The sequence below is a fragment of the Acinetobacter sp. YH12136 genome (assembly GCF_013418545.1).
Lineage (GTDB): Bacteria > Pseudomonadota > Gammaproteobacteria > Pseudomonadales > Moraxellaceae > Acinetobacter > Acinetobacter towneri.
On record NZ_VPBV01000038.1, the window covers coordinates 1 to 20,152 of the forward strand.

The window sequence follows — 20,152 nt, forward strand, 5'->3', positions numbered from 1 at the left end:
TTCATATTGAACTGAACAAGGTTGTTGTAACGTTTGACAAGGCGCTGATCTAAGCGAGAGATGTTAAAATTGAAGAGCATGCTCTTCAATTTAACGCAAAACATGGAAATTGTGTAGATACCTATGCTTTTTAGGTTTAGGAGAGGGTTAGGGAGAGGTTTGCAATCTTTTCTCTCCTTTTAGAAGCGGGTTAGAAAGGTTTGCAATCTTTCTTCTCCTTTTAGCAGCGGGTTAGAGAGCTTTGCAAGCCTACCTCACTTGAATAAAGCGGGAAACTAAACGCAATAAAAAAGCACCTTACAAGAAGGTGCTTTTTTGATGGTTTTTTCAGTTTTAGACGATTAGCTGCAAATCATCTTGCAAATGACAGGCTTGAATGATCTTCATCATTTTTTCAGGAACCGCTTTAAACTGTAAGCCTTTGGCTTCAGGCGTCTGACGCAACCATTGCACCAAAACGGCCAAAGCTAAAGTACTCCCGTGTTCTAGCTGCGCCAAATTGACCACCAAAGGCAACTGCTGCTGACGAATCAACTGCAGACCTTTTTGGTAATATTGCTCTGCATTACTGAAATCTATTTTTCCAGAAACACATAATTCCTGATTTGATAATTCAATCACGCCACACCTAACCTATTTTTTCTTTTCAACAGCAGCTTCTGCATCTGGCTTAAAGGTTGCAATGGCTTTATCAATATTGCCGCCATTACGCTTCACGTTCGCTGCAAACTGGTTACGGAATTGCAAACCTAAATCAATACCCGACACGTTAATGTTACGGATTTTCCATTGGCTGCCTTTGTCTGCCAACTGGAATGACACAGGAATTTTTTCACCATTATGCAAGAAGTCAATGGTCACCACTGGGTTCTTGCTGTTGGTCGCCTTATAAGGACGCATGGTGTAGCTTTGGTTGCTAAATTTCGCAAACGCTGTGCCATAATTCTCAATTAAGGTTTCACGGAAGTTTTTCTCAAACTGCGCGCGCTGTGCTGCTGAACTGTATTGATTCGTCGCATAAGTACCCATCACAATACGGGTAAATGCTTGCGCATCTACATACGGATCAAGGTTTTGACGCACAATCGTTTTGACCAATGCTGGATTGTTCTGCAATTTAGCATGATCTGCTTTTAAACGTGCAATCAAGCTATCGGCAACTTTTTTCACAAAAGCTGGTGGCGCTTCTGCAGGTGCAGCAAATGCAGTTCCTGCCAACATGGTTGAAAGTACACTTACCGCCAGAGTTTGCTTTAAAAGTGTTTTCACGGACAATCTCCTTCATTACTCAACAAATGACACTTCTGCATCTGTTGTTTCAGCTGTCGCTGTGTCTTTATCTGCGTCTGACGCTGCGTTGGATGTTTTCGCTGCACCGCCAGTAATAAACTTACTGATTAAATCTTCTAAATCCATGGTGCCTTGCGTGTTGGCAATACTTTCGCCACGCTTCACAAAGTTCAAACCACCACCTGGAACCACTTTGAGATATTTCTCACCCAATAAACCATTGGTTGCTACCATTATGTAAGCATCTTCATCAATACTGGTGATGGATTTCATGTTACCCAACAGTTGTTGTTCCATTTCTTTTTGTTGCTGAGGATTTGCTTCTTGGTATTCTGCACTGTAGCGCAATTCTTCAAGCGCATAATTTTGCACTGTTTTTAGTTGTTCAGGATTAAAACTGGTCAACTTGCCATCTAGTTCAAATTCAACTGTAGCCAAACGCGATACAGGGTCTAAAGTAATATCATTGACGCGACCAATGGTGACACCGCTCATAGTGACTTTGGCGCGTGGTTTTAAACCATTCACGTTGTCAAAAGTTGCGGTCATATTGTAACTGTCGCGCAAATTGGTACCCACCAATCCACTGACTTTCATAGCCAAGAAAAATAATGCAATGCCTGTCAAAATGACAAATACACCTACGGCCAGCTCACTTGTACGTGATTTCATTAAACACCTCCGAACATGACCGCAGTCAACACAAAATCAAAACCTAAAACACATAATGAAGAATACACCACGGTTCGTGTGGTTGACGTCGCAATGCCTTCCGATGTTGGGACACAGGCATAGCCTTGATATACTGCAATCCAAGTACAAATTAATGCAAAAACAAAACTTTTAATAATTGTGCCGTTAAAAATATCTTTATAGAACTGCACGCTGCTTTGCATACCGCCCCAGAAAGAGCCTTCATCGACACCTAGAAAATCGACCCCAACCATTTTGCCGCCCATAATGCCAATCGCAGCAAAAATAATGGAGAGCATTGGCAGGCTGACAATTCCTGCCCATAAACGTGGTGACACAATACGCTTGAGTGGGTCTACCCCAATCATTTCCATACTGGCCAATTGTTCTGTGGCTTTCATCAGACCAATTTCTGCAGTTAAGGCAGAGCCTGCACGTCCTGCAAATAACAGTGCAGCCACGACAGGCGCCAACTCACGCAATAAAGTCAAAGACACCATGGTGCCTAACATGGCTTCTGAACCGATATTGACCAAAATAGAGTAGCCTTGTAAGCCCAAGACCAAACCAATAAATAAACCCGACACCGCAATAATCAATAACGACATCACGCCAACACGGTACATTTGGTACAGGAACAGCTTCACCCCAAGCAGGGTTGGCATGGAAAATAGAATTTGCAACAACATTTGGGTGGCGACACCAATGCCACGAACACGCTCAATGACGCGTTGACCTAATGCGGCAATAGCATTCATGAACGCACCTCATCACTTAAATAAGCCCGATGGCTAAATTGATAATCGACTGGCCCTTCGGCAGCGCCTGTTAAGAACTGACGTACAAATGCCGATTCATGCTGTTTTAATTCTGCAGGTGTACCTTCGCCCTGAATCACGCCTTCCGCGATAATATAAATGTAGTCGGCAATTGATAAAGTTTCACCAACATCATGCGAGACGATGATGGTGGTTAAATCCAACGCTTCACGCAAGGAACGGATTAAACGGGTCAACACACCTTTTACAATCGGGTCTTGCCCTGCAAACGGCTCATCGTACATGATCAATTCAGGGTCTAACGCAATCGCACGTGCCAATGCCACGCGACGGTTCATCCCGCCTGAGAGTTCTGCAGGCATAAGTTGTTCTGTACCACGCAAACCGACTGCTTCAAGTTTTAAAGCCACCAATTCTGCAATTAAATGTTCAGGCAACTGGGTATGTGCACGCAATGGAAACGCGACGTTTTCATATACGCTCATATCGGTAAATAACGCACCGCTTTGGAATAACATGCCCATACGTGCGCGCGCAGCAAATAACTCCTGACGCGACATTTGCGCAAGATTTTTTCCATCCAGAAAAATATCACCATGATCGGGAGTCAACTGACCACCAATCAAACGTAATAACGTGGTTTTACCAGTACCTGAAGGTCCCATAATGGCAGTAATTTGACCACGGCGAATCTTTAAACTGACATTTTCGAAAATGACACGTTTCCCTCGTTTAAAGCTCAGTTCATTGACTTCAATCAATGACGGCTCATGTTGAGGCATTGGATTATTCATAGCTGAGGGTCTTCCTGCATTTTTTCAGCACGCATACTATAAAGGATTGAAGCGCAAAATGTTATCTAGCAAATTTTTAAAAACTGTGCACGTATTGTTCAAGCAGTCTTATTATTGTTATTTAAATCACTTTTAGGACAGCAACAATTTAAAAGTAAGAAGAAATAATATAATACATTAAATTGCATAAGATGAGTGCTAAACCAATATACGGCATCATTCCCTCTCTCGTCTGCATGAGCAATCGTAAGCTATTGATGTTCATAATTAGCAAATAGAGTTAAAAACGTGACTTATTATACATTTTATTTATCTAAAACAAAAATATTTAACATAAAAAAACCAGTGCTGAGCACTGGTTTTTCTTTATACAAATTGCTATCGCGATCTTAGTCGTTAAATTTACGACGTGGGCGATCAAAACCACCTTCACGGCGTGGACGATCTGAATTGAACTCGCGACGTGGACGATCTTCACCACCAAAAGAACGCTTAGGACGATCATCAAACGAACGTGGTTGACGGTCACCAAAACCACCTTCACGACGATCACCAAAATCACGTTTTGGACGATCACCGAAGCTACCTTCACGACGTGGTTTGTAGTCTACGCGGTTGCCACGGTTGTCATCATTCGCATCAAAACGCGGCTTATCGTTGAAGCCACCTTCGCGACGCGGACGGTCTGAATTAAATTCACGACGTGGACGGTCATCAAATGAACGCTGTGGACGATCACCGAAACCACCTTCACGGCGCGGACGGTCTGAGTTGAACTCGCGACGCGGACGATCTTCAAATGAACGTTGTGGACGGTCACCGAAACCACCTTCACGGCGTGGACGGTCTGAGTTGAACTCACGACGCGGACGATCTTCACCAAATGCAGGACGTTCACCACGTGGTTTGTCATCAAAGCTGCGACGTGGACGTTCATCACCGCCTTCACGACGTTTAAAGTTGCTTTCGCCTTCAAAACGACGACCGCCACCAAAACCGCCACGACCACCGCGACCGCCATCACGACGACCACGACCACCGTCACGACCAGAACGTGCTGGAGGTGGAGATGGCTCTAAGCCTTCAATTTCTGAAACGCTTAAACGTGCATCCAAGAAATCTTCCAAAGCACGGATTTTGCCACGCTCACGGTAAGTTGCCAAAGTAATGGCATTACCGGTACGACCCGCACGACCTGTACGACCAATACGGTGTACATAGTCTTCATTTTTCATTGGTAAACCAAAGTTGATCACGTGAGAAATCGTTGGTACGTCTAAACCACGTGCTGCAACGTCAGTTGCAACCAAAATTTTTGCACGACCTTCACGAATGCTACGTAAACGACGGTTACGTACGGTCTGTGGCATTGCACCGTGTAGCGCAACCACCGAGTGACCTGCTTCAGCCAATTCTTCAGCCAGCATGTCGGTATCTTCTTGAGTCGATGCGAATACAACCGCTTGGTCTACACCTTCATCAGACAACCAGTGTGACAATAATTTTTTCTTGTGCTCAAAGCCATCTGTCCAGTGTAAAGTCTGGGTGATGTCCATGTTGGTTGAGTGACCTGTTTCAATTGCAATACGCATAGGTTCATTCATCATACGTTCTGCAAGTGTGATAATACGGCTTGCAAAAGTAGCAGAGAACATTAGTGTTTGTTTACGGTTAGCAGCCAAGTCGCTAATGGCTTCTAGGTCTTCAGAGAAACCTAAGTCAAGCATACGGTCAGCTTCGTCTACAATTAGAGCATCAACTTTATCGAGCTTAATTTGACGACGGTTCACCAAGTCAAGTAAACGACCTGGAGTCGCTACAACCACTTGTGCACCTTTTAATTGTTGGATTTGCTTACCAAAAGGCATACCACCCATGATTGCTGCAATACGCACACCTTTCATATGACGTACAAATGCAATCGCATCTTGGCTGACTTGTTGTGCCAACTCACGTGTTGGGCAAAGTACCAAAATAGATGGCTGAGTAATGGCTTTCATACGTTCTTTAAAAGGAACGAAAGTATCTTGGTTAGCAAGCGCGTTTAAAGTTGGGAGTAAGAACGCAGCAGTTTTACCAGAACCTGTTTGGCTAGACACCAATAAGTCTTTACCTTCAAGTGCCGCTGGAATCGATTGTTCTTGAACAGGAGTCGGCGTAGTAAAGTTCAAGCCTTCTAAAGCTTGTTGTAAAGATTCGTGTAAAGAAAAATCAGCAAAAGTTTTGCTCATAGAGATTTTCACCCTGAAAATGGGTGCTCCATTAAAATAAAGTCAGATGGACATCGGCAAAAAGCGGTACAGCAATTATCGCTGACAATTTAAGATTCAGCGGCGATCCGAGTAACGACGATGTGATATAACGCACGCATGATTACGGCTTAACCTGAAGGAATCGCTTTAGCGATTGGGGCGCGAGATATCGTCCTCTCTTTGGACCGCACGCGCATACACAATGATTAGAAGAGAAATGTTCAGGTAATGAACAGAAATTAAGTGCGTGGGCGGATTATAGCAGGATTATTTTAAAAGTCACCTTATTTAATCTACTTTTGCATTTTTTTGTGTAAACCGTGATATATCCTGCTTTTTAGCGAGTATACCCACAATCAAAATGGGTCTTAAATTAGCTATTTTAGACCAGTCGATAAAAGAAAAGCCCTCAAGATAGAGAGCTTTAATCATTTTTGCGATGGCGTAGATCGTGTGATCTGATTATTTAGCCGCTTCACCCCAAGCAGGTACAACGGCTTTCATAAGTGGTTTTAACATTTTCATTGAACATGCCAAAACTTGCCCATTTTCCATAGAGTCGCTGCCACCACGTGCATCGACCACAGTACCGCCCGCTTCTTTCACAATTAACTCACCCGCAGCAATATCCCACGGTTTTAAGCCAAGTTCAAAATAACCATCTAAACGACCTGCAGCCAAATAAGCCAAGTCTAATGCAGCAGAACCTGCACGGCGGTATTGAGCGCCTGCTTCTGTCACATTCAATAAACTTTCAAAATGGTTTTTGGCATAAGAAACAATTTCGCCATCGCGCTTAGCACGATAAGCATGACCCACTGCCAAGAAGGTGTTGTCTAAACTGTCTTTTACATTTACGCGAATACGACGTTGATTCATCATCGCACCACGGCCACGGCTCGCAGAGAACAATTCATCTTTCACAGGATCGTAAATAACACCGTGCTGTGTCACACCTTTGTGTTGCACTGCAATCGAAATACAAAAATGAGGGAAACCGTGAACAAAGTTTAAAGTGCCATCCAAAGGATCAATCACCCAGCACCAGTCGGCATCGTGACCTTTACCTTCCTGCATACCAAATTCTTCGCCCAAGAAGCTGTGATTTTTATAACTTTTACGTAAAGTATCAATGGTCAATTGCTCGAGGTAACGATCTACGCGCGTTACAGGACCATCAATGCCTTTTTCTTCGACTTGTAGATCGAGTTTATGACGATTCTGATGCGCTTTTAAAAGCTCTTGACCAACTGTTTGAGCCGCACGCGCAGCCATCACCACCATAGGTTCCATTGAACACCCACTACAAATTTGAAGAGATTGATAAAGAATAATGCATGAAAGCCCCAATATTTTAGCAAATATTGAGGCTTTTGGGGAAGAAGTGTTGCTAAAAATTAATTCAATATAGATTGATGCAGTATTTGCCAAGCATTTTGCATTGATTTTTCAATGCCTTGTGCATCTAAACCTGCCTGTTGCAGCATTTGACCATGTGTCGCCTGTTGCATAAAGCTATCTTCTAAACCTAAATGAATAATTGGTTTAACAATTTGTGCCTTCGCCAAGTATTCACTCACAGCACTGCCTGCACCACCCATAATCGCATGCTCTTCTACAGTGACGAATAATGCAGTGTTATCTGCAATCTCAGCTAACAGCTTTTCATCCAATGGCTTCACAAAACGCATATTCACCACACGTACTGCGACATCGTGCTGCTGAGCAAACGCTTCAGCCGCTTCAACTGCCGCTTGCACACGGCTACCAAAAGCCAGCACTGAAATATAGTCATCATATTGTGGATTGAACTGCGCCACAATTTCAGCTTGTCCTAATGGAATTGCAGTCATCTGCTGCTGAATTTCGACACCTAAACCATGCCCGCGTGGATAACGCACTGCTGCAGGGCCGTTATATAAATAAGCCGTGTGCAGCATTTGACGACATTCATTTTCGTCTTTTGGTGCCATAATCACGATATTCGGTACGGTACGCATATAGGCATAGTCGTAAGCACCTGCATGGGTCGGGCCATCTTCACCCACCAAACCTGCACGGTCGATACCAAAAGTAACATCCAGATTTTGCAAAGCGACATCATGAATCAGTTGGTCATAACCACGCTGCAAGAAGGTAGAGTAAATCGCCACCACAGGCTTCAAACCTTCACAGGCCATACCCGCAGCCAAAGTCACCGCATGCTGTTCGGCAATCGCGACATCAAAATAGCGTTCTGGGAATTGTTTGGCAAATTGCACCATGCCCGAACCTTCGCACATGGCTGGCGTAATGGCCAATAATCGTGAATCTTGTTCTGCCTGATCACATAACCACTGCCCAAATACATCAGAATATTTAGGTGCGCTAACTGGTGCAGCTTTGGCATGAATTTTACCAATGGCATGATATTTAATTTGATCAGCTTCTGCAGGCGCAAAGCCTTTGCCTTTTTTAGTGTAAACGTGAATTAAACGTGGGCCTTTACGTTTTTTCAGCGCATTAAACACGTGTGTGAGTTGTTCAACATCATGTCCATCGAAAGGGCCGAAATAATCAAACCCAATCGCTTTAAATAAGTTGTCTGCAGCTTCAGTAGCAGCACAGTGCAAACGTGAGTTGTATGTCCATTTTGGATGCGGCTGCACGTAAGCCTCACCTGTTTCACTGACATAAACCGATTCACCACGCTCCCAAATGGCAGCAAGATGTTTGGCAAAGCCGCCTGTGCTACATGAAATTGACATATCGTTGTCATTCAGCACCACCATCATATCGGCTTGGTGGGCCACTGCATCATTCATGGCTTCAAAAGCCATACCTGCCGTCATGGCACCATCGCCAATAATGGCAACAACCTCACATGGGTTTTGCTGATAACGTCGTGCCAACGCCATCCCCAAACCAGCAGAAATAGCTGTTGAGGAGTGACCAACGCCAAAGGTATCAAAAATAGATTCTTCACGTGCAGGAAATGCAGCCAAACCATCTTTGGCACGAATGGTGGTGAGTTGCTCGCGGCGTCCTGTCAGGGCTTTATGCGGATAAGCCTGATGACCGACATCCCAAATTAAGCGGTCGTGTGGGGTATTAAAGCAATAATGCAGCGCAACGGTCAGTTCGATCACGCCTAAGTTTGCGCCAAAGTGTCCTCCACTTTGACCTGCGGCATACAAAATGAATTGACGTAACTCATCTGCCACCTGTGGAAGCTGGCTTTGCGCGAGTAAACGTAATTGCTGCGGATGGTCAATCGCATCGAGCAATGGTGTTACAGGGCGTTGAGTTGGAATTTCTGTATACAGCATATGTGGCAAAGCCTTCTAAAGCCTGGCAAATCCTAAGCGAGGTCAATGGGAATTACTCGATCATATAACCGAATGGTATTACCTTCAATCAGCCACATTTCTAGCGATGTAGTTTTGAGCAGTGATTTCAGTTGGGCACACGTTGGGTGGGTAGATTATCCTGAATAATCTAACTATTTATCAACCATTATCGTGCGCTTTATACAAAAAAGAAAATCTTCTGTATAAATTCGTGTTCGCTATTCTACTAATGTCTGAGCATTACGCTATACTTTAAACAATTTATCGACTATTTCACGAGTTAAACAGTGCCGATTAAGTTTGTCGCAACCTCACGATTACCGACCGCATTTGGTGAATTCAACATTACGGTATTTCAAGATCCTGAAACTGGCGAAGAACACGTGGCATTATCCAAAGGTTTGGACACTGCGCCAACCCAGCCCGTTCTGGTACGGATTCACTCAGAATGTTTAACTGGCGATGCTTTCGCGTCTTTAAAATGCGACTGTGGCCCACAGCTTCAAGCCACTCAACGTCTGATTAATGACGCAGGACAAGGTGTGATTTTATATTTACGCCAAGAAGGTCGCGGGATTGGCTTGACCAATAAAATTCGTGCTTATGCCCTGCAAGATCAAGGACATGACACGGTGGATGCCAATTTAATGCTGAATTTACCTGCCGATGCACGTCGCTATGATATGTGCAGCATTATGCTAGATCATTTGCAGGTTAAAGCTGTGCGCTTAATCACCAACAACCCTTTGAAAATTCAAGCATTACAGGAACAAGGGATTACGGTGGTAGACCGTGTGCCTTTAACTGTGGGGCTAAATCCATTCAATGAAGAATATTTGCAAACCAAACATGAACGCATGGCGCACATGTATGATAAAGGTGACTTTTGAGTCACCTTTTAATTTTTGAATTAAATAATTTCTACGCAATTTGTTTAAATCGTCATCGAAAAAATACGATTATTCGGCATACGGCGTTTTAAACGCAAATCAAAGGCCATACAAATATTGCGCACAAAAGGTTTACCTTTTTCCAAAATCTGAATGTGCTGATCTTGAATGAGCAGTAATTCATCTTCCTGCATTTCCTGTAACTGTTGCAGCACTTGCTCAATTTCAGGAAATGCCAATTCTGGACTGGCCCACGACGTTTCAAAGCTGCACATTAAATTTAAAATATGCTGACGTATTACCAAATCTTCCCGATCCAGCACATGCCCTTTAAACACAGGAATTTCATTGCAGGCTAAACGGGCATAATAATCTTCAATGCTTTTTTCATTTTGCGCAAAGCTATACCAACTGTCGCTAATAGATGAAACACCCAAGCCAATCATAAGCTGCGTTTTAGATGCGGTATAGCCCATAAAATTACGGTGCAAGGTACCATTTTTAAACGACTGATACATACCATCACGTTCTAAGGCAAAGTGATCCATCCCAATTTCATGATAACCATAGGCCAAAAGACGCTGTTTGCCTTCTTCATAGCACTGACGTTTTAATTCATCTTTAGGTACATCTTCATCTTTAAAACCACGCTGCCCATTGCCTTTAATCCATGGCACATGCGCATAACTGTAAAATGCCAAACGGTCTGGCATTAAACGTTGGGTCTGCTCAATGGTATTCAGTACATCTTCCAGATTTTGAAAGGGCAAACCAAAAACCAAATCATGTGAAATAGAATCATAGCCAATTTCACGCGCCCACTCGGTCACACGTTGCACATGCTCAAAAGGCTGCATCCGATGAATGGCGCGCTGCACTTTTTCATTATAATCCTGCACGCCATAACTGACCCGACGAAAACCCAAGTCATATAAGGCCTGTAAATGTTCGCGGGTGGTGTTATTGGGATGACCTTCAAAACTAAATTCGTGCTGTTCTGCCACTTTGGCTTTTGCCAGAATGCCTTGAATGAGCTGCGTCAAATGTTCGACAGAAAAGAAAGTTGGTGTGCCACCGCCCAAGTGAATTTCTTTAATGATGGGAGTGCTTTCGAGCAACTGACAATATAAGTCCCACTCTTTTAATAACGCCTGAATGTATGGCTGTTCAACTTCATGGCGTTTGGTGACACGTTTATGACAGCCACAAAAAGTGCATAGACTTTCGCAAAATGGCAAATGAATATACAGACTAATGCCTTCGCTGGCATTAGATTCATCAAAAGAACGCTTCAGCGTCTGCTGCCATGCCTCGGCTGAAAAAGTAGCATCATCCCAATAAGGTACGGTTGGATAACTGGTATAACGTGGTCCAGGCACATTGTATTTTTGAATTAAAGAATTTGCCTGCTGTGTCATCCACTCTGCCCCATTCAGTTAATTGCTGCTGACTAAAATTTAGATTGTAAAAACTATTGTGCTGAGCTTAGGCATGGAAATCAACCTAGTCTTTTGCTCGGAATACATGCTGAAATACAAAGCACCTTGCGCAATTGCCTGAGCGATTTGCAGCAAACTGGATAAACCCCTTAATTTTTAGACAGTTTTATGTTTTGATGTAAGCCATTTTATTTTTATGCTGAGGTGGCCATGTCGCATCCTACTCACGCGGATATTCAACGTGTACGTGAATTTCTTCTCGATTTGCAGGCGCGAATTTGTGCGGCTTTAGAACAACAAGAACAGGCAGGTGGCGGAAGCGCACAGTTTGAAATTGATGACTGGCAACGTCCTGAAGGTGGCGGTGGTCGTTCCCGTGTCTTACAAAACGGTACAGTCATTGAAAAAGGCGGGGTGATGTTTTCGCATATCAATATTTCCAAACTGCCTGCTTCTGCAACTGAGCGTCATCCCAATATTGCAGGCGCACCTGCGCAAGCGATGGGTGTATCATTGGTAATTCACCCGAAAAACCCGCATGTACCCACCTCGCACGCCAATGTGCGTTTATTTGTCGCTGAACCTGAAGGACAACCGCCAATTTGGTGGTTTGGTGGTGGTTTTGACCTGACACCATTTTATCCAAATGATGAAGATGTGTTGGCATGGCACCAAACAGCACATGACTTATGTGCGCCTTTTGGCGATCAAGTCTATGCAGAACATAAACAATGGTGTGATGACTATTTTTATTTAAAGCACCGTGATGAACAGCGTGGCGTGGGTGGTTTATTTTTTGATGATCTGAATCAATGGGACTTTGACACCTGTTTCAACTATATTCAGGCGGTGGGTAACGGTTATTTGGCTGCAATTCTGCCTATTTTTGAGCGTAATCGTGACAAAGCCTATACCGAAGCACAACGTGAGTTCCAGCTTTACCGTCGTGGACGTTATGTGGAATACAATCTGGTCTATGACCGTGGCACTTTATTTGGCTTGCAGACAGGTGGACGGATTGAGTCCATTTTAGTCAGCTTACCGAACTTGGCGGGATGGTCGTACCGTCCTGAATGGGCAGAAGATTCCGCAGAGAAAAAACTCACTGACTATTATTTAAAACCACGCGATTGGTTAAATCTCAAGACGAGTTAAAGCTCGCGACTGGTGAAACCTTGCTACATCGCAGTGTAAAAAAGATCACATTCAAGGTTCAAAAAAGCGATTCTTCCACGAATCGCTTTTTTACTTACAAACTTTATTGCTTATTTTCAAATCAATAAATATGCACAGCATGAATTAACTGTCATGATAGTGCGGATGGATTTTAATAGATGATGTGACCGCGCACCCTATTCGACCATGCACAAATAGGATTTAACTATCCATACATCAAACCATGAGTCAAAGGCGAATTCATCAAACTGTCAAAGCCTTATGTTACACTGCGCCACATCTGTCAGGAGATCCGCATGTTTAGCCCGCTGTTCAAACACAAAATCTTTTTATTTTGGGCAACCTTTGCCATGTTACTTGGCTCAATTTGCATGACCTTTATTTTTGAAAGTCATCTTTCAGATGGCTTAGCCATTAGTAGCAGCATTTTAGCGGGCATTGCCATGTTCGTGATTGCCACTATTTTGGTATTAGAAACCGTTTTAGAGATTTGTAATCCTTAAGTCCAAAGACTCCCACCGTTTTATACCGCCATAGGCTTTAGTCCGCGCTGAATTTGACGTATATTGATGCACATTTCAGCACATGGATTTTGGCAAATGCGCAAACAATTTGCCGTGATTGGCAACCCAATTGAACAATCACGTTCTCCTGAACTGCATCATGCCTTTGCAGAAAAAACAGGCATTGACCTGCAATACAGCAAACGCCTTGCCCCTCTTGATGGTTTTAGAGACAGTGTTGCAGACTTTTTTAATCAGGGCGGTGTAGGCATGAATGTAACCGTGCCTTTTAAAGAGCAAGCATTTGCCCAATGTGGCGTATTAACCGAACGTGCCAAAATTGCCAAAGCAGTCAATACCTTGTGGATGCAAGATGGTGTTTTGTATGGCGACAATACCGATGGTCAGGGTTTGGTTGATGCCATTCGTGCTTTGGGCTGGAATTTAGAGCACAGTGATATTTTGATTATTGGCGCTGGTGGTGCAACCCGCGGGGTAATTTATCCGTTGGTACAAGCAGGCGCAAAAAAAATTGTGATTGCCAACCGCACCCTTGCCCGTGCTGAACAACTGGTTGCTGACCTACAAGCTGCCGTACCGCAAGCAGAATTACAAGCCATGGTACTTACCGATTTAACAGGTCAATTTGATTTAGCCATTAATGCGACGTCTGCCAGCTTAACGGGAGATGCCCTCACCTTGCCTGAGTGTTTGCAGTTTAATTTTGCTTATGAAATGGCTTATGGCAAGCCTTCGAGCTTTTTAGAACAAGCCAAAGCGCGTGGCGTACCGACCTCAGAAGGTTTTGGCATGCTGGTCGGACAGGCGATTGAATCTTTTTATATTTGGAATGGCGTGAAACCTGAATTAAAAGATTTCCTCTAAATCATCACCAAATAAAAATAGCCCTTGAGCAGCAAAGGGCTATTTTTTTATTTAAACTGGGCAATCTTGTTGAACGCTGATTGCCCATTTTCACCCACGGTTTATTTTACAAATTTCTGCATATCTTCATACACATCCATATATAACTCATAATCAATCTGTTCAGCCTGATCTTCAGTTAAAGTACGAATTGAATTTTGGCTCAATTTGCCCTGCTGACGATCAACATACGTCTGCCCCAAAATGTGTGCCGTTTTCTTTAAATTCTCCAAGTCAGGCACATCCCAATCATAAGCTGCTTCATAGGCTTTTAAATATTGCTGAGCAAATATCTGTTGTGGTTGCTTGTATTGCTGTTCAGCTTACGCCATTCAAGTGCGACTTTATTTTCATCGACTGCATCTTCAGTCAAATTATTGATACGACGACCAATTGCATTATTGAATTGCTCATCTTCTTCTAAATGATGCTTGGCTTGTAAAGCTTCAATCCGTTTTAGCGCGGCACCTTTCGGGTCATAGTAGCGCTCATCACTGAACCAATAGGCATACACTTCTGCCATTTCCTGCAAGGTTTGTGGACTAAGATTTTTTACCCACGTACTTTGCTCTGCTGCCATGTGCACTAAAAATAAAGTCTGATAAGTCTGACTAAAAGATTCTGTTTGTTGATAGGTTTTTTGTGCCAACTGCGCTAATTCTTCATCATAACTTAAGGCGGGTTTTGCAGTGGTCTTATCTTTATTTTCTGCAGTTTCCTGCTCCAAGGTACGCCCTAAATTTGTCACCCATTTTTCTAAAATTGAGTCTTTACTAACTTCTTGAATGGATTTGGCTTGACGCAGCGCACTACGGTCAATTTTGCTGGCTTGCCCATAATTCGCAATGCTGACATCGTTATACACATGAATTGTGCCGTAATTTTCGCGTTTAAATTGCAGTGCATAATCAATTTTTGCAGCACGCCCCTGATCATCTAAAGCCACATCAATTTGCATCGGTGTTTTTTTATCTTTAGGTGTAGCATTCATAATCTGTTGAATTTCAGCCTGATGTTTTTGCCACAAAGCTGCGAAAGCAGCGGCATCGACCAATTGTTCCGAACGATATGGTTCAAAAACTTTAGCTAGCTTTTCTTGCGGTGAAGCAAAGTGCTCATCCAATACCGATTGTGCCTGCTCAGCACGATTTGGACTAAATGCTTCTAATTCATAGGCATAAGCACAGTAGGTTAAATCCCCGACTTTGGCTGTTTTTGCTGTTTCGATCAAACGCTGACAGTCTTGTTCGCTTAGCATACTTGCGGTGGTTGCTGAATCTTCAGCCTGCTCAGCCGCTGCCTGAACGGCTTGTTCAGCCGCAAGCGTGGCATCTTCACGAGCATCTGCTGAATAATCTGCTGCGTTATTCGCTGTCGTTTCAGTTGCATAAAACTTCTGACTGACCAAATCACGCAAAGCAAGGGTGGCTTGATACGCCACAAAAGCCTCTTGGCTCATGCCATAATCTTCAGCAGTTTCATTGTGTTTCAAGTAGTCTTCAACACTTTCTTTGGCCGATGTATCTTGCGTAATTTCAGCTTGTTCAGCAGCATCTTCGGTTGTGGTCGCCTGCCCCAATACAGTCTGTTGCAAATACGGTGCATTGACCTGATCAAACATGGCAAGCTGCAGCAACATATCTTCCAAACTACTGTTCAAACGAATTTTTTCACTAATTTTTTGCTGACGGTCTTGTGCAGTTAAAGATAACTTTTGAATATGTTTAGAATCTGCCAATACATACGGCACCGCATTCATGGCTTTTAAGTATTCGGCAAATTGTGCCACTTTAATCCGCTCAAAATCGGCTTTGTATTTAGAAAAGTCGATATAGGCAAAGTCATTTTGACTGTCTTTATTCACCAAATAAGGCAACAAAGAAAAATAGTTGGTATAGAACTTATATTCATTAAAATCGACCACCATCGGTACTTTCATTTGCACCAAAAGTGTCGGTTTTTCATAGCGTGCTGCCACATTCAAAGCAGCAATTTTTTGCCGATAATGCACCGAGCCATCGTAGCTAAACTCAGTATCATTCAATACATTCAACACAAAATTAAAAGGACTCGATTTTTCGATTGCCCCTGCAGCATAGGAAGCAGAGTTTTGTTCCTTAGCCATTGCCGTATATAAGTTTTGTTTTTCTTGTGTACTTAAACGGACTTTTTGCTGTTTTAAATACTGATCTAATTGCTTTTTAAGTACAGGATCAAGTGTGGTAGGAGCAATATCCGTTACTTTTGGTATTGCTTCAACTAAATTGCTCTGTACCCGTAATTTGCCCTGAAAATCATAACTAGGTGTTTCAAAGATGGCATTTAACCCCGTAATTGCCTTTTGTTCTATACTTACCGTCTGATTGGAATTGGTCTTAATGACATGCTGCGAACAACCTGTAGCAGCTAAACTAAAAAGACATAAAGATAAATATTTTAATTGTATCTTCATTGCTAAACACCTTATATTCATTATAGATTGGTCTGTTCAAACGTACAGATTATGATACATTGTAACATAACACTTCATTCGTTTTTGTAAGGTGAATAATTTTCAGTATTCGCATTTCTGACATTTTTATTCGCTATTCTTATCAATGTTTTTTGATCATGAGTGTGAATAATCAACATATCGATACAGATAATCCAAAACTATTTCTAAATTAGGATTAAGACTATGCCAGCATATAAAGCCCCATTACACGATATTCGTTTCTTAATGAACGAAGTGCTTGATTACCCGACCCATTACAAAAATCTTTCTAACGGTGAACTTGCGGACGCAGATACAGTCGATATGATTTTGGAAGGTGCAGCAGATTTCTGTGAAAATGTACTTTCTCCACTCAATCAATCAGGCGATGAAGAAGGCTGTCATTTTGAAAATGGCAATGTGACCACACCGAAAGGCTTTAAAGAAGCCTATGACCAATTTGTGCAAGGTGGCTGGCAAGGTCTGTCTTATCCTGAACAATACGGCGGTCAAAACCTGCCAATGTCGCTAAACCTCATTAAATCTGAAATGATGGGTACTGCAAACTGGTCATTCCAAATGTATCCAGGTTTAAGCGTGGGTTGTATCAACACCATTATGCAATTTGGTACAGACGCGCAAAAAGATACCTATTTACCGCACTTGGTTGCAGGTACTTGGTCAGGCACCATGTGTTTAACTGAACCACAATGCGGTACCGACTTAGGTCAGGTAAAAACCAAAGCAGAACCACAAGCCGATGGTACGTATGCGATTTCAGGTACCAAAATCTTTATTTCTGCAGGCGAACATGACCTGACTGAAAACATCATTCATATTGTGTTAGCACGCCTCCCAGATGCGCCTGCAGGCACAAAAGGTATTTCATTATTTATCGTACCGAAATTCTTGCCAACAGCAGAAGGTACGGTGGGTGAGCGTAATCCTGTCACTTGTGGCTCTATTGAACACAAAATGGGGATTCGCGCGTCTGCAACTGCAGTCCTGAACTTTGACAATGCCGTGGGTTATTTGATTGGTGAACCAAACAAAGGCTTACATGCCATGTTTACCTTTATGAATACTGCACGTATTGGTACAGCAATTCAGGGGATTTGCCATGCAGAATTGGCATTCCAAGGTGCATTACCGTATGCCAAAGAACGTATGTCAATGCGTGCGCTTTCAGGCAAAAAAGACCCTGAAAAAGTAGCTGATGCAATCATTCACCACGCCGATGTACGTCGTATGCTCTTAACGCAAAAAGCCGTGGCAGAAGGTGGTCGTGCCATGATTTATCATGCTGCACAATTGGCAGATAAAATGAACGACGCTTTAATGCGTGGTGATACTGCAGCTTTTGAAGCGCATGATGACCATTTAGGTTTCTATACCCCAATCTTAAAAGGCTTCTTAACTGAAATGGGTTATGAAGCTGCCAACCACGGCATGCAAGTGTACGGCGGTCACGGCTATATTAAAGAATGGGGCATGGAGCAAATTGTACGTGATTCACGTATTTCTACCTTATATGAAGGTACAACTGGCGTTCAGGCGCTCGACTTGATTGGTCGTAAAGTGTTGTTAAGCTCTAAAGGTAAAGTGATTCGTGACTACACCGCTGAAATTTTGAAATTCTGTGGTCAGCATGCACGTAACAAATACATGCGTCGTTTTGCATGGGACTTAACCAAGCTATGTGCTCAATGGAACGCATTAACCGTGCGCATTATGTTGGCAGCACGTAAAGACCGTGACATCGTATCCAGTGCTTCAGTGGACTTCTTGATGTTCTCTGGTTATGTCATGATGGCTTATTTCTGGGCGCAACAAGCGGCTGTGGCTTCGACCAAATTGGCTGAAGGCAATGGTCAGGAAACACCTGAGTTCTATAAAGCCAAAATCAAAGTTGCCGATTTCTACTTTGAGCGTTTATTGCCACGTACTCAAGGTCATGCAGAAGCAATGGTTAATCCATCTAAAACCATGACTGCATTAGCACCAGAATATTTTAGTTTTGACTACTAAAATATTCTAAGCAGATGTAAATCAAAAGAGCGCGTAATGCGCTCTTTTGGTGTGTACTTCAAAAAGTCAGTACTCGAATTTACACATCAATTAAAATTACTTTTAATGCGCTGTTGGAAAACCATGAAATACCCACTGAATCAGATATAAAATCAGAAAAATTAAAATCACTAGACATAAAATTTCTAATCGTTTCATTCAATTTACTTCTTAGTCTGGTCTTCTAGCAACATATAAATTAAATCCAGCTCAGGACAGACATATCCCATTGCGGTTAAAGCCGCGGTAATTTGCCCACGATGATGAGTTGCATGATTAAACACATGCATTAGGGTTGCAGCATAGGGTAAGTGCATCGCCACATCAGTTGATGTTTTATAGTGCAGCTCTTGATGAAAAACTTTCTCATCCACCTGATTTAAAAAATAAATCCAGTTTTCAGCCTTCTTTTCAAGTTGCTCAACAAGCTGTGTTCTGTTGGTTTCCACAGTACTATCTAATGGCAAAATTGGTGAGTGGTGCAAAGCAAAACGTGGAAACCACAAATGATGCTCTCCAACCAACAAATGATTCAGAGTGCCAAAAATACTTTTAAAATATAAGCCCTGATCCAAAAAAAAATCATCATCTGAAACCAATAGCAAAGTCTGATTTAGTTTTTGAGTTGCCCAAAGATTATAGCGGGCAAGTAACTCAAACGTTTTTAAATCCATTTAAAATTATCCTATTTGAGTTTTATTATGAAAATTGAATCAAAAGTTCAAACTATATTAAGATAAAAGATATATTTTTAATCATTTAAAGCGAATTTGTAGATTTAAAGACAGATACAATTTATTGTCCTTTAGAAATAATTGACCAAAATCATGCTTGGTTTTACTTGCCATCTCAAACTTTGTATTATTGTATAAATACTCTTCAAATTCATGGCGATGATACAGATGATAGCAAATGATCTCGCCATCTTCTTTAATTACTAAATATCCACCTGTAGAATCAATTTCGTTACCTGTCCAAACTGTACCAGGCATCATTCCAATTGCTATTTCACACAATAATTTTTTAATTTTAAACTGATAAAAAGGATGCTGATGTTCAAAAGAATATTTCATTGGATTTTCATAAGAAATTTCATTAAAAATATCTTTAACTGAATTAAGAGTTGATGTGTAATATTTAAATATAGCTTCTGCCATAATTTTTGGTAGTAAACTATCCAACAAAATTAAATTATTCTCAAATACAGCATTATTTAAATGGGAAAATTTAATATCGGCTCCCAACATTTTTAAATGTGCTATACGAGATTTAATAATTGGTTGTGGCAATGCAAGCTGATTAAAATCTTCAATCTCTTTTTCGGTTAGGCAAATATTTTTTATTTCAAAAATAAAATTTGTTGTCTTTCCGTAAGCGTCCGCTGAACCCCATGCCTATTTTTTAATTTGAGTTGGATTTCCAGCGGTGTGGTAGCAATTCTTCAATCTGAGTCACTTTATGTGTCGGCAACCTTTTCAGCACATCACTTAAATAGGCATAGGGATCCAGCCCATTCAGCTTTGCTGACTGGATTAATGTCATA

The 20,152-nt window shown here is 42.2% G+C and carries 18 protein-coding genes and 1 pseudogene; 5 read left to right on the plus strand and 14 right to left on the minus strand.

The features are described 5' to 3' along the window. Positions 1-333: 333 nt before the first annotated feature. The 8 genes from FTU71_RS13315 to dxs all read right to left on the minus strand — a co-directional run bounded on the left by FTU71_RS13315 (position 334) and on the right by dxs (position 9,116). The gene (locus tag FTU71_RS13315; RefSeq protein WP_004974653.1) at positions 334-621 is read right to left on the minus strand and encodes a lipid asymmetry maintenance protein MlaB; all 288 of its coding nucleotides are present in this window, start codon (positions 619-621) and stop codon (positions 334-336) included. A 12-nt stretch (positions 622-633) separates the two neighbouring features. Next, a complete protein-coding gene (locus FTU71_RS13320; RefSeq protein WP_004974651.1) occupies positions 634-1,269 on the minus strand; it encodes a phospholipid-binding protein MlaC in 636 nt (211 codons plus the stop codon). Positions 1,270-1,284: 15 nt separating this feature from the next. Further along, positions 1,285-1,962, minus strand: a complete 678-nt coding sequence (locus FTU71_RS13325) for an outer membrane lipid asymmetry maintenance protein MlaD (RefSeq protein WP_096901228.1) — start codon at positions 1,960-1,962, stop codon at positions 1,285-1,287. After that, positions 1,962-2,741, minus strand: a complete 780-nt coding sequence (gene mlaE / locus FTU71_RS13330) for a lipid asymmetry maintenance ABC transporter permease subunit MlaE (protein WP_004974646.1) — start codon at positions 2,739-2,741, stop codon at positions 1,962-1,964. Before mlaE ends, FTU71_RS13325 begins: the two co-directional genes overlap by 1 nt. Further along, entirely contained in the window at positions 2,738-3,556 is an 819-nt protein-coding gene (locus tag FTU71_RS13335) for an ABC transporter ATP-binding protein (protein ID WP_004974642.1), read from the minus strand. The genes mlaE and FTU71_RS13335 overlap by 4 nt, the downstream gene beginning before the upstream one ends. A gap of 389 nt (positions 3,557-3,945) precedes the next feature. Beyond that, entirely contained in the window at positions 3,946-5,787 is a 1,842-nt protein-coding gene (locus FTU71_RS13340; RefSeq protein ID WP_180112073.1) for a DEAD/DEAH box helicase, read from the minus strand. A gap of 483 nt (positions 5,788-6,270) precedes the next feature. Next, positions 6,271-7,101, minus strand: a complete 831-nt coding sequence (locus FTU71_RS13345; protein ID WP_096901230.1) for an inositol monophosphatase family protein — start codon at positions 7,099-7,101, stop codon at positions 6,271-6,273. A 104-nt stretch (positions 7,102-7,205) separates the two neighbouring features. Next, on the minus strand, positions 7,206-9,116 hold the full coding sequence (gene dxs / locus FTU71_RS13350; RefSeq protein ID WP_180112074.1) for a 1-deoxy-D-xylulose-5-phosphate synthase: 1,911 nt from the start codon (positions 9,114-9,116) through the stop codon (positions 7,206-7,208). A gap of 308 nt (positions 9,117-9,424) precedes the next feature. Here dxs and ribA point away from each other — a divergent pair, with 308 nt between their 5' ends. Further along, entirely contained in the window at positions 9,425-10,027 is a 603-nt protein-coding gene (gene ribA, locus FTU71_RS13355; protein ID WP_004974633.1) for a GTP cyclohydrolase II, read from the plus strand. A 44-nt stretch (positions 10,028-10,071) separates the two neighbouring features. On the opposite strand, the gene hemN is transcribed toward ribA, so the two are convergent. After that, complete coding sequence (gene hemN, locus FTU71_RS13360; RefSeq protein WP_180112075.1) at positions 10,072-11,445, minus strand: oxygen-independent coproporphyrinogen III oxidase; 1,374 nt, start codon at positions 11,443-11,445, stop codon at positions 10,072-10,074. Between the two features lie 231 nt (positions 11,446-11,676). On the opposite strand from hemN, the gene hemF reads away from it, so the two are divergent. The 3 genes from hemF (at position 11,677) to aroE (ending at position 14,030) form a co-directional block, all read left to right on the plus strand. Beyond that, the gene (gene hemF / locus FTU71_RS13365; protein ID WP_131260599.1) at positions 11,677-12,621 is read left to right on the plus strand and encodes an oxygen-dependent coproporphyrinogen oxidase; all 945 of its coding nucleotides are present in this window, start codon (positions 11,677-11,679) and stop codon (positions 12,619-12,621) included. A gap of 317 nt (positions 12,622-12,938) precedes the next feature. Beyond that, positions 12,939-13,145: a hypothetical protein gene (locus FTU71_RS13370; RefSeq protein WP_004974627.1), complete on the plus strand. Its 207-nt coding sequence runs from the start codon at positions 12,939-12,941 to the stop codon at positions 13,143-13,145. 96 nt (positions 13,146-13,241) lie between these two features. After that, entirely contained in the window at positions 13,242-14,030 is a 789-nt protein-coding gene (gene aroE, locus FTU71_RS13375; RefSeq protein ID WP_180112076.1) for a shikimate dehydrogenase, read from the plus strand. Between the two features lie 101 nt (positions 14,031-14,131). Here the strand turns inward: aroE and FTU71_RS13380 are convergent, their stop codons facing one another. Continuing rightward, positions 14,132-14,311 carry a hypothetical protein gene (locus FTU71_RS13380; protein WP_180050652.1) on the minus strand — a complete coding sequence of 60 codons (180 nt, stop codon included), beginning with the start codon at positions 14,309-14,311 and terminating at the stop codon, positions 14,132-14,134. A 29-nt stretch (positions 14,312-14,340) separates the two neighbouring features. Further along, positions 14,341-16,521 carry a hypothetical protein gene (locus FTU71_RS13385; protein WP_180112077.1) on the minus strand — a complete coding sequence of 727 codons (2,181 nt, stop codon included), beginning with the start codon at positions 16,519-16,521 and terminating at the stop codon, positions 14,341-14,343. A gap of 225 nt (positions 16,522-16,746) precedes the next feature. On the opposite strand from FTU71_RS13385, the gene FTU71_RS13390 reads away from it, so the two are divergent. Next, entirely contained in the window at positions 16,747-18,570 is a 1,824-nt protein-coding gene (locus FTU71_RS13390) for an acyl-CoA dehydrogenase C-terminal domain-containing protein (protein WP_180062522.1), read from the plus strand. 203 nt (positions 18,571-18,773) lie between these two features. Here FTU71_RS13390 and FTU71_RS13395 read toward each other — a convergent pair whose 3' ends face one another. The 3 genes and pseudogenes from FTU71_RS13395 to FTU71_RS13405 all read right to left on the minus strand — a co-directional run. Then, the gene (locus FTU71_RS13395; RefSeq protein WP_180112078.1) at positions 18,774-19,283 is read right to left on the minus strand and encodes a DinB family protein; all 510 of its coding nucleotides are present in this window, start codon (positions 19,281-19,283) and stop codon (positions 18,774-18,776) included. Between the two features lie 81 nt (positions 19,284-19,364). Next, positions 19,365-19,967 (minus strand): annotated as a pseudogene (locus tag FTU71_RS13400) (HpaII family restriction endonuclease); the annotation flags it as partial. Positions 19,968-20,010: 43 nt separating this feature from the next. Further along, the coding region (locus tag FTU71_RS13405; protein ID WP_180112079.1) for a transposase domain-containing protein at positions 20,011-20,152 on the minus strand (142 nt) is incomplete at its 5' end.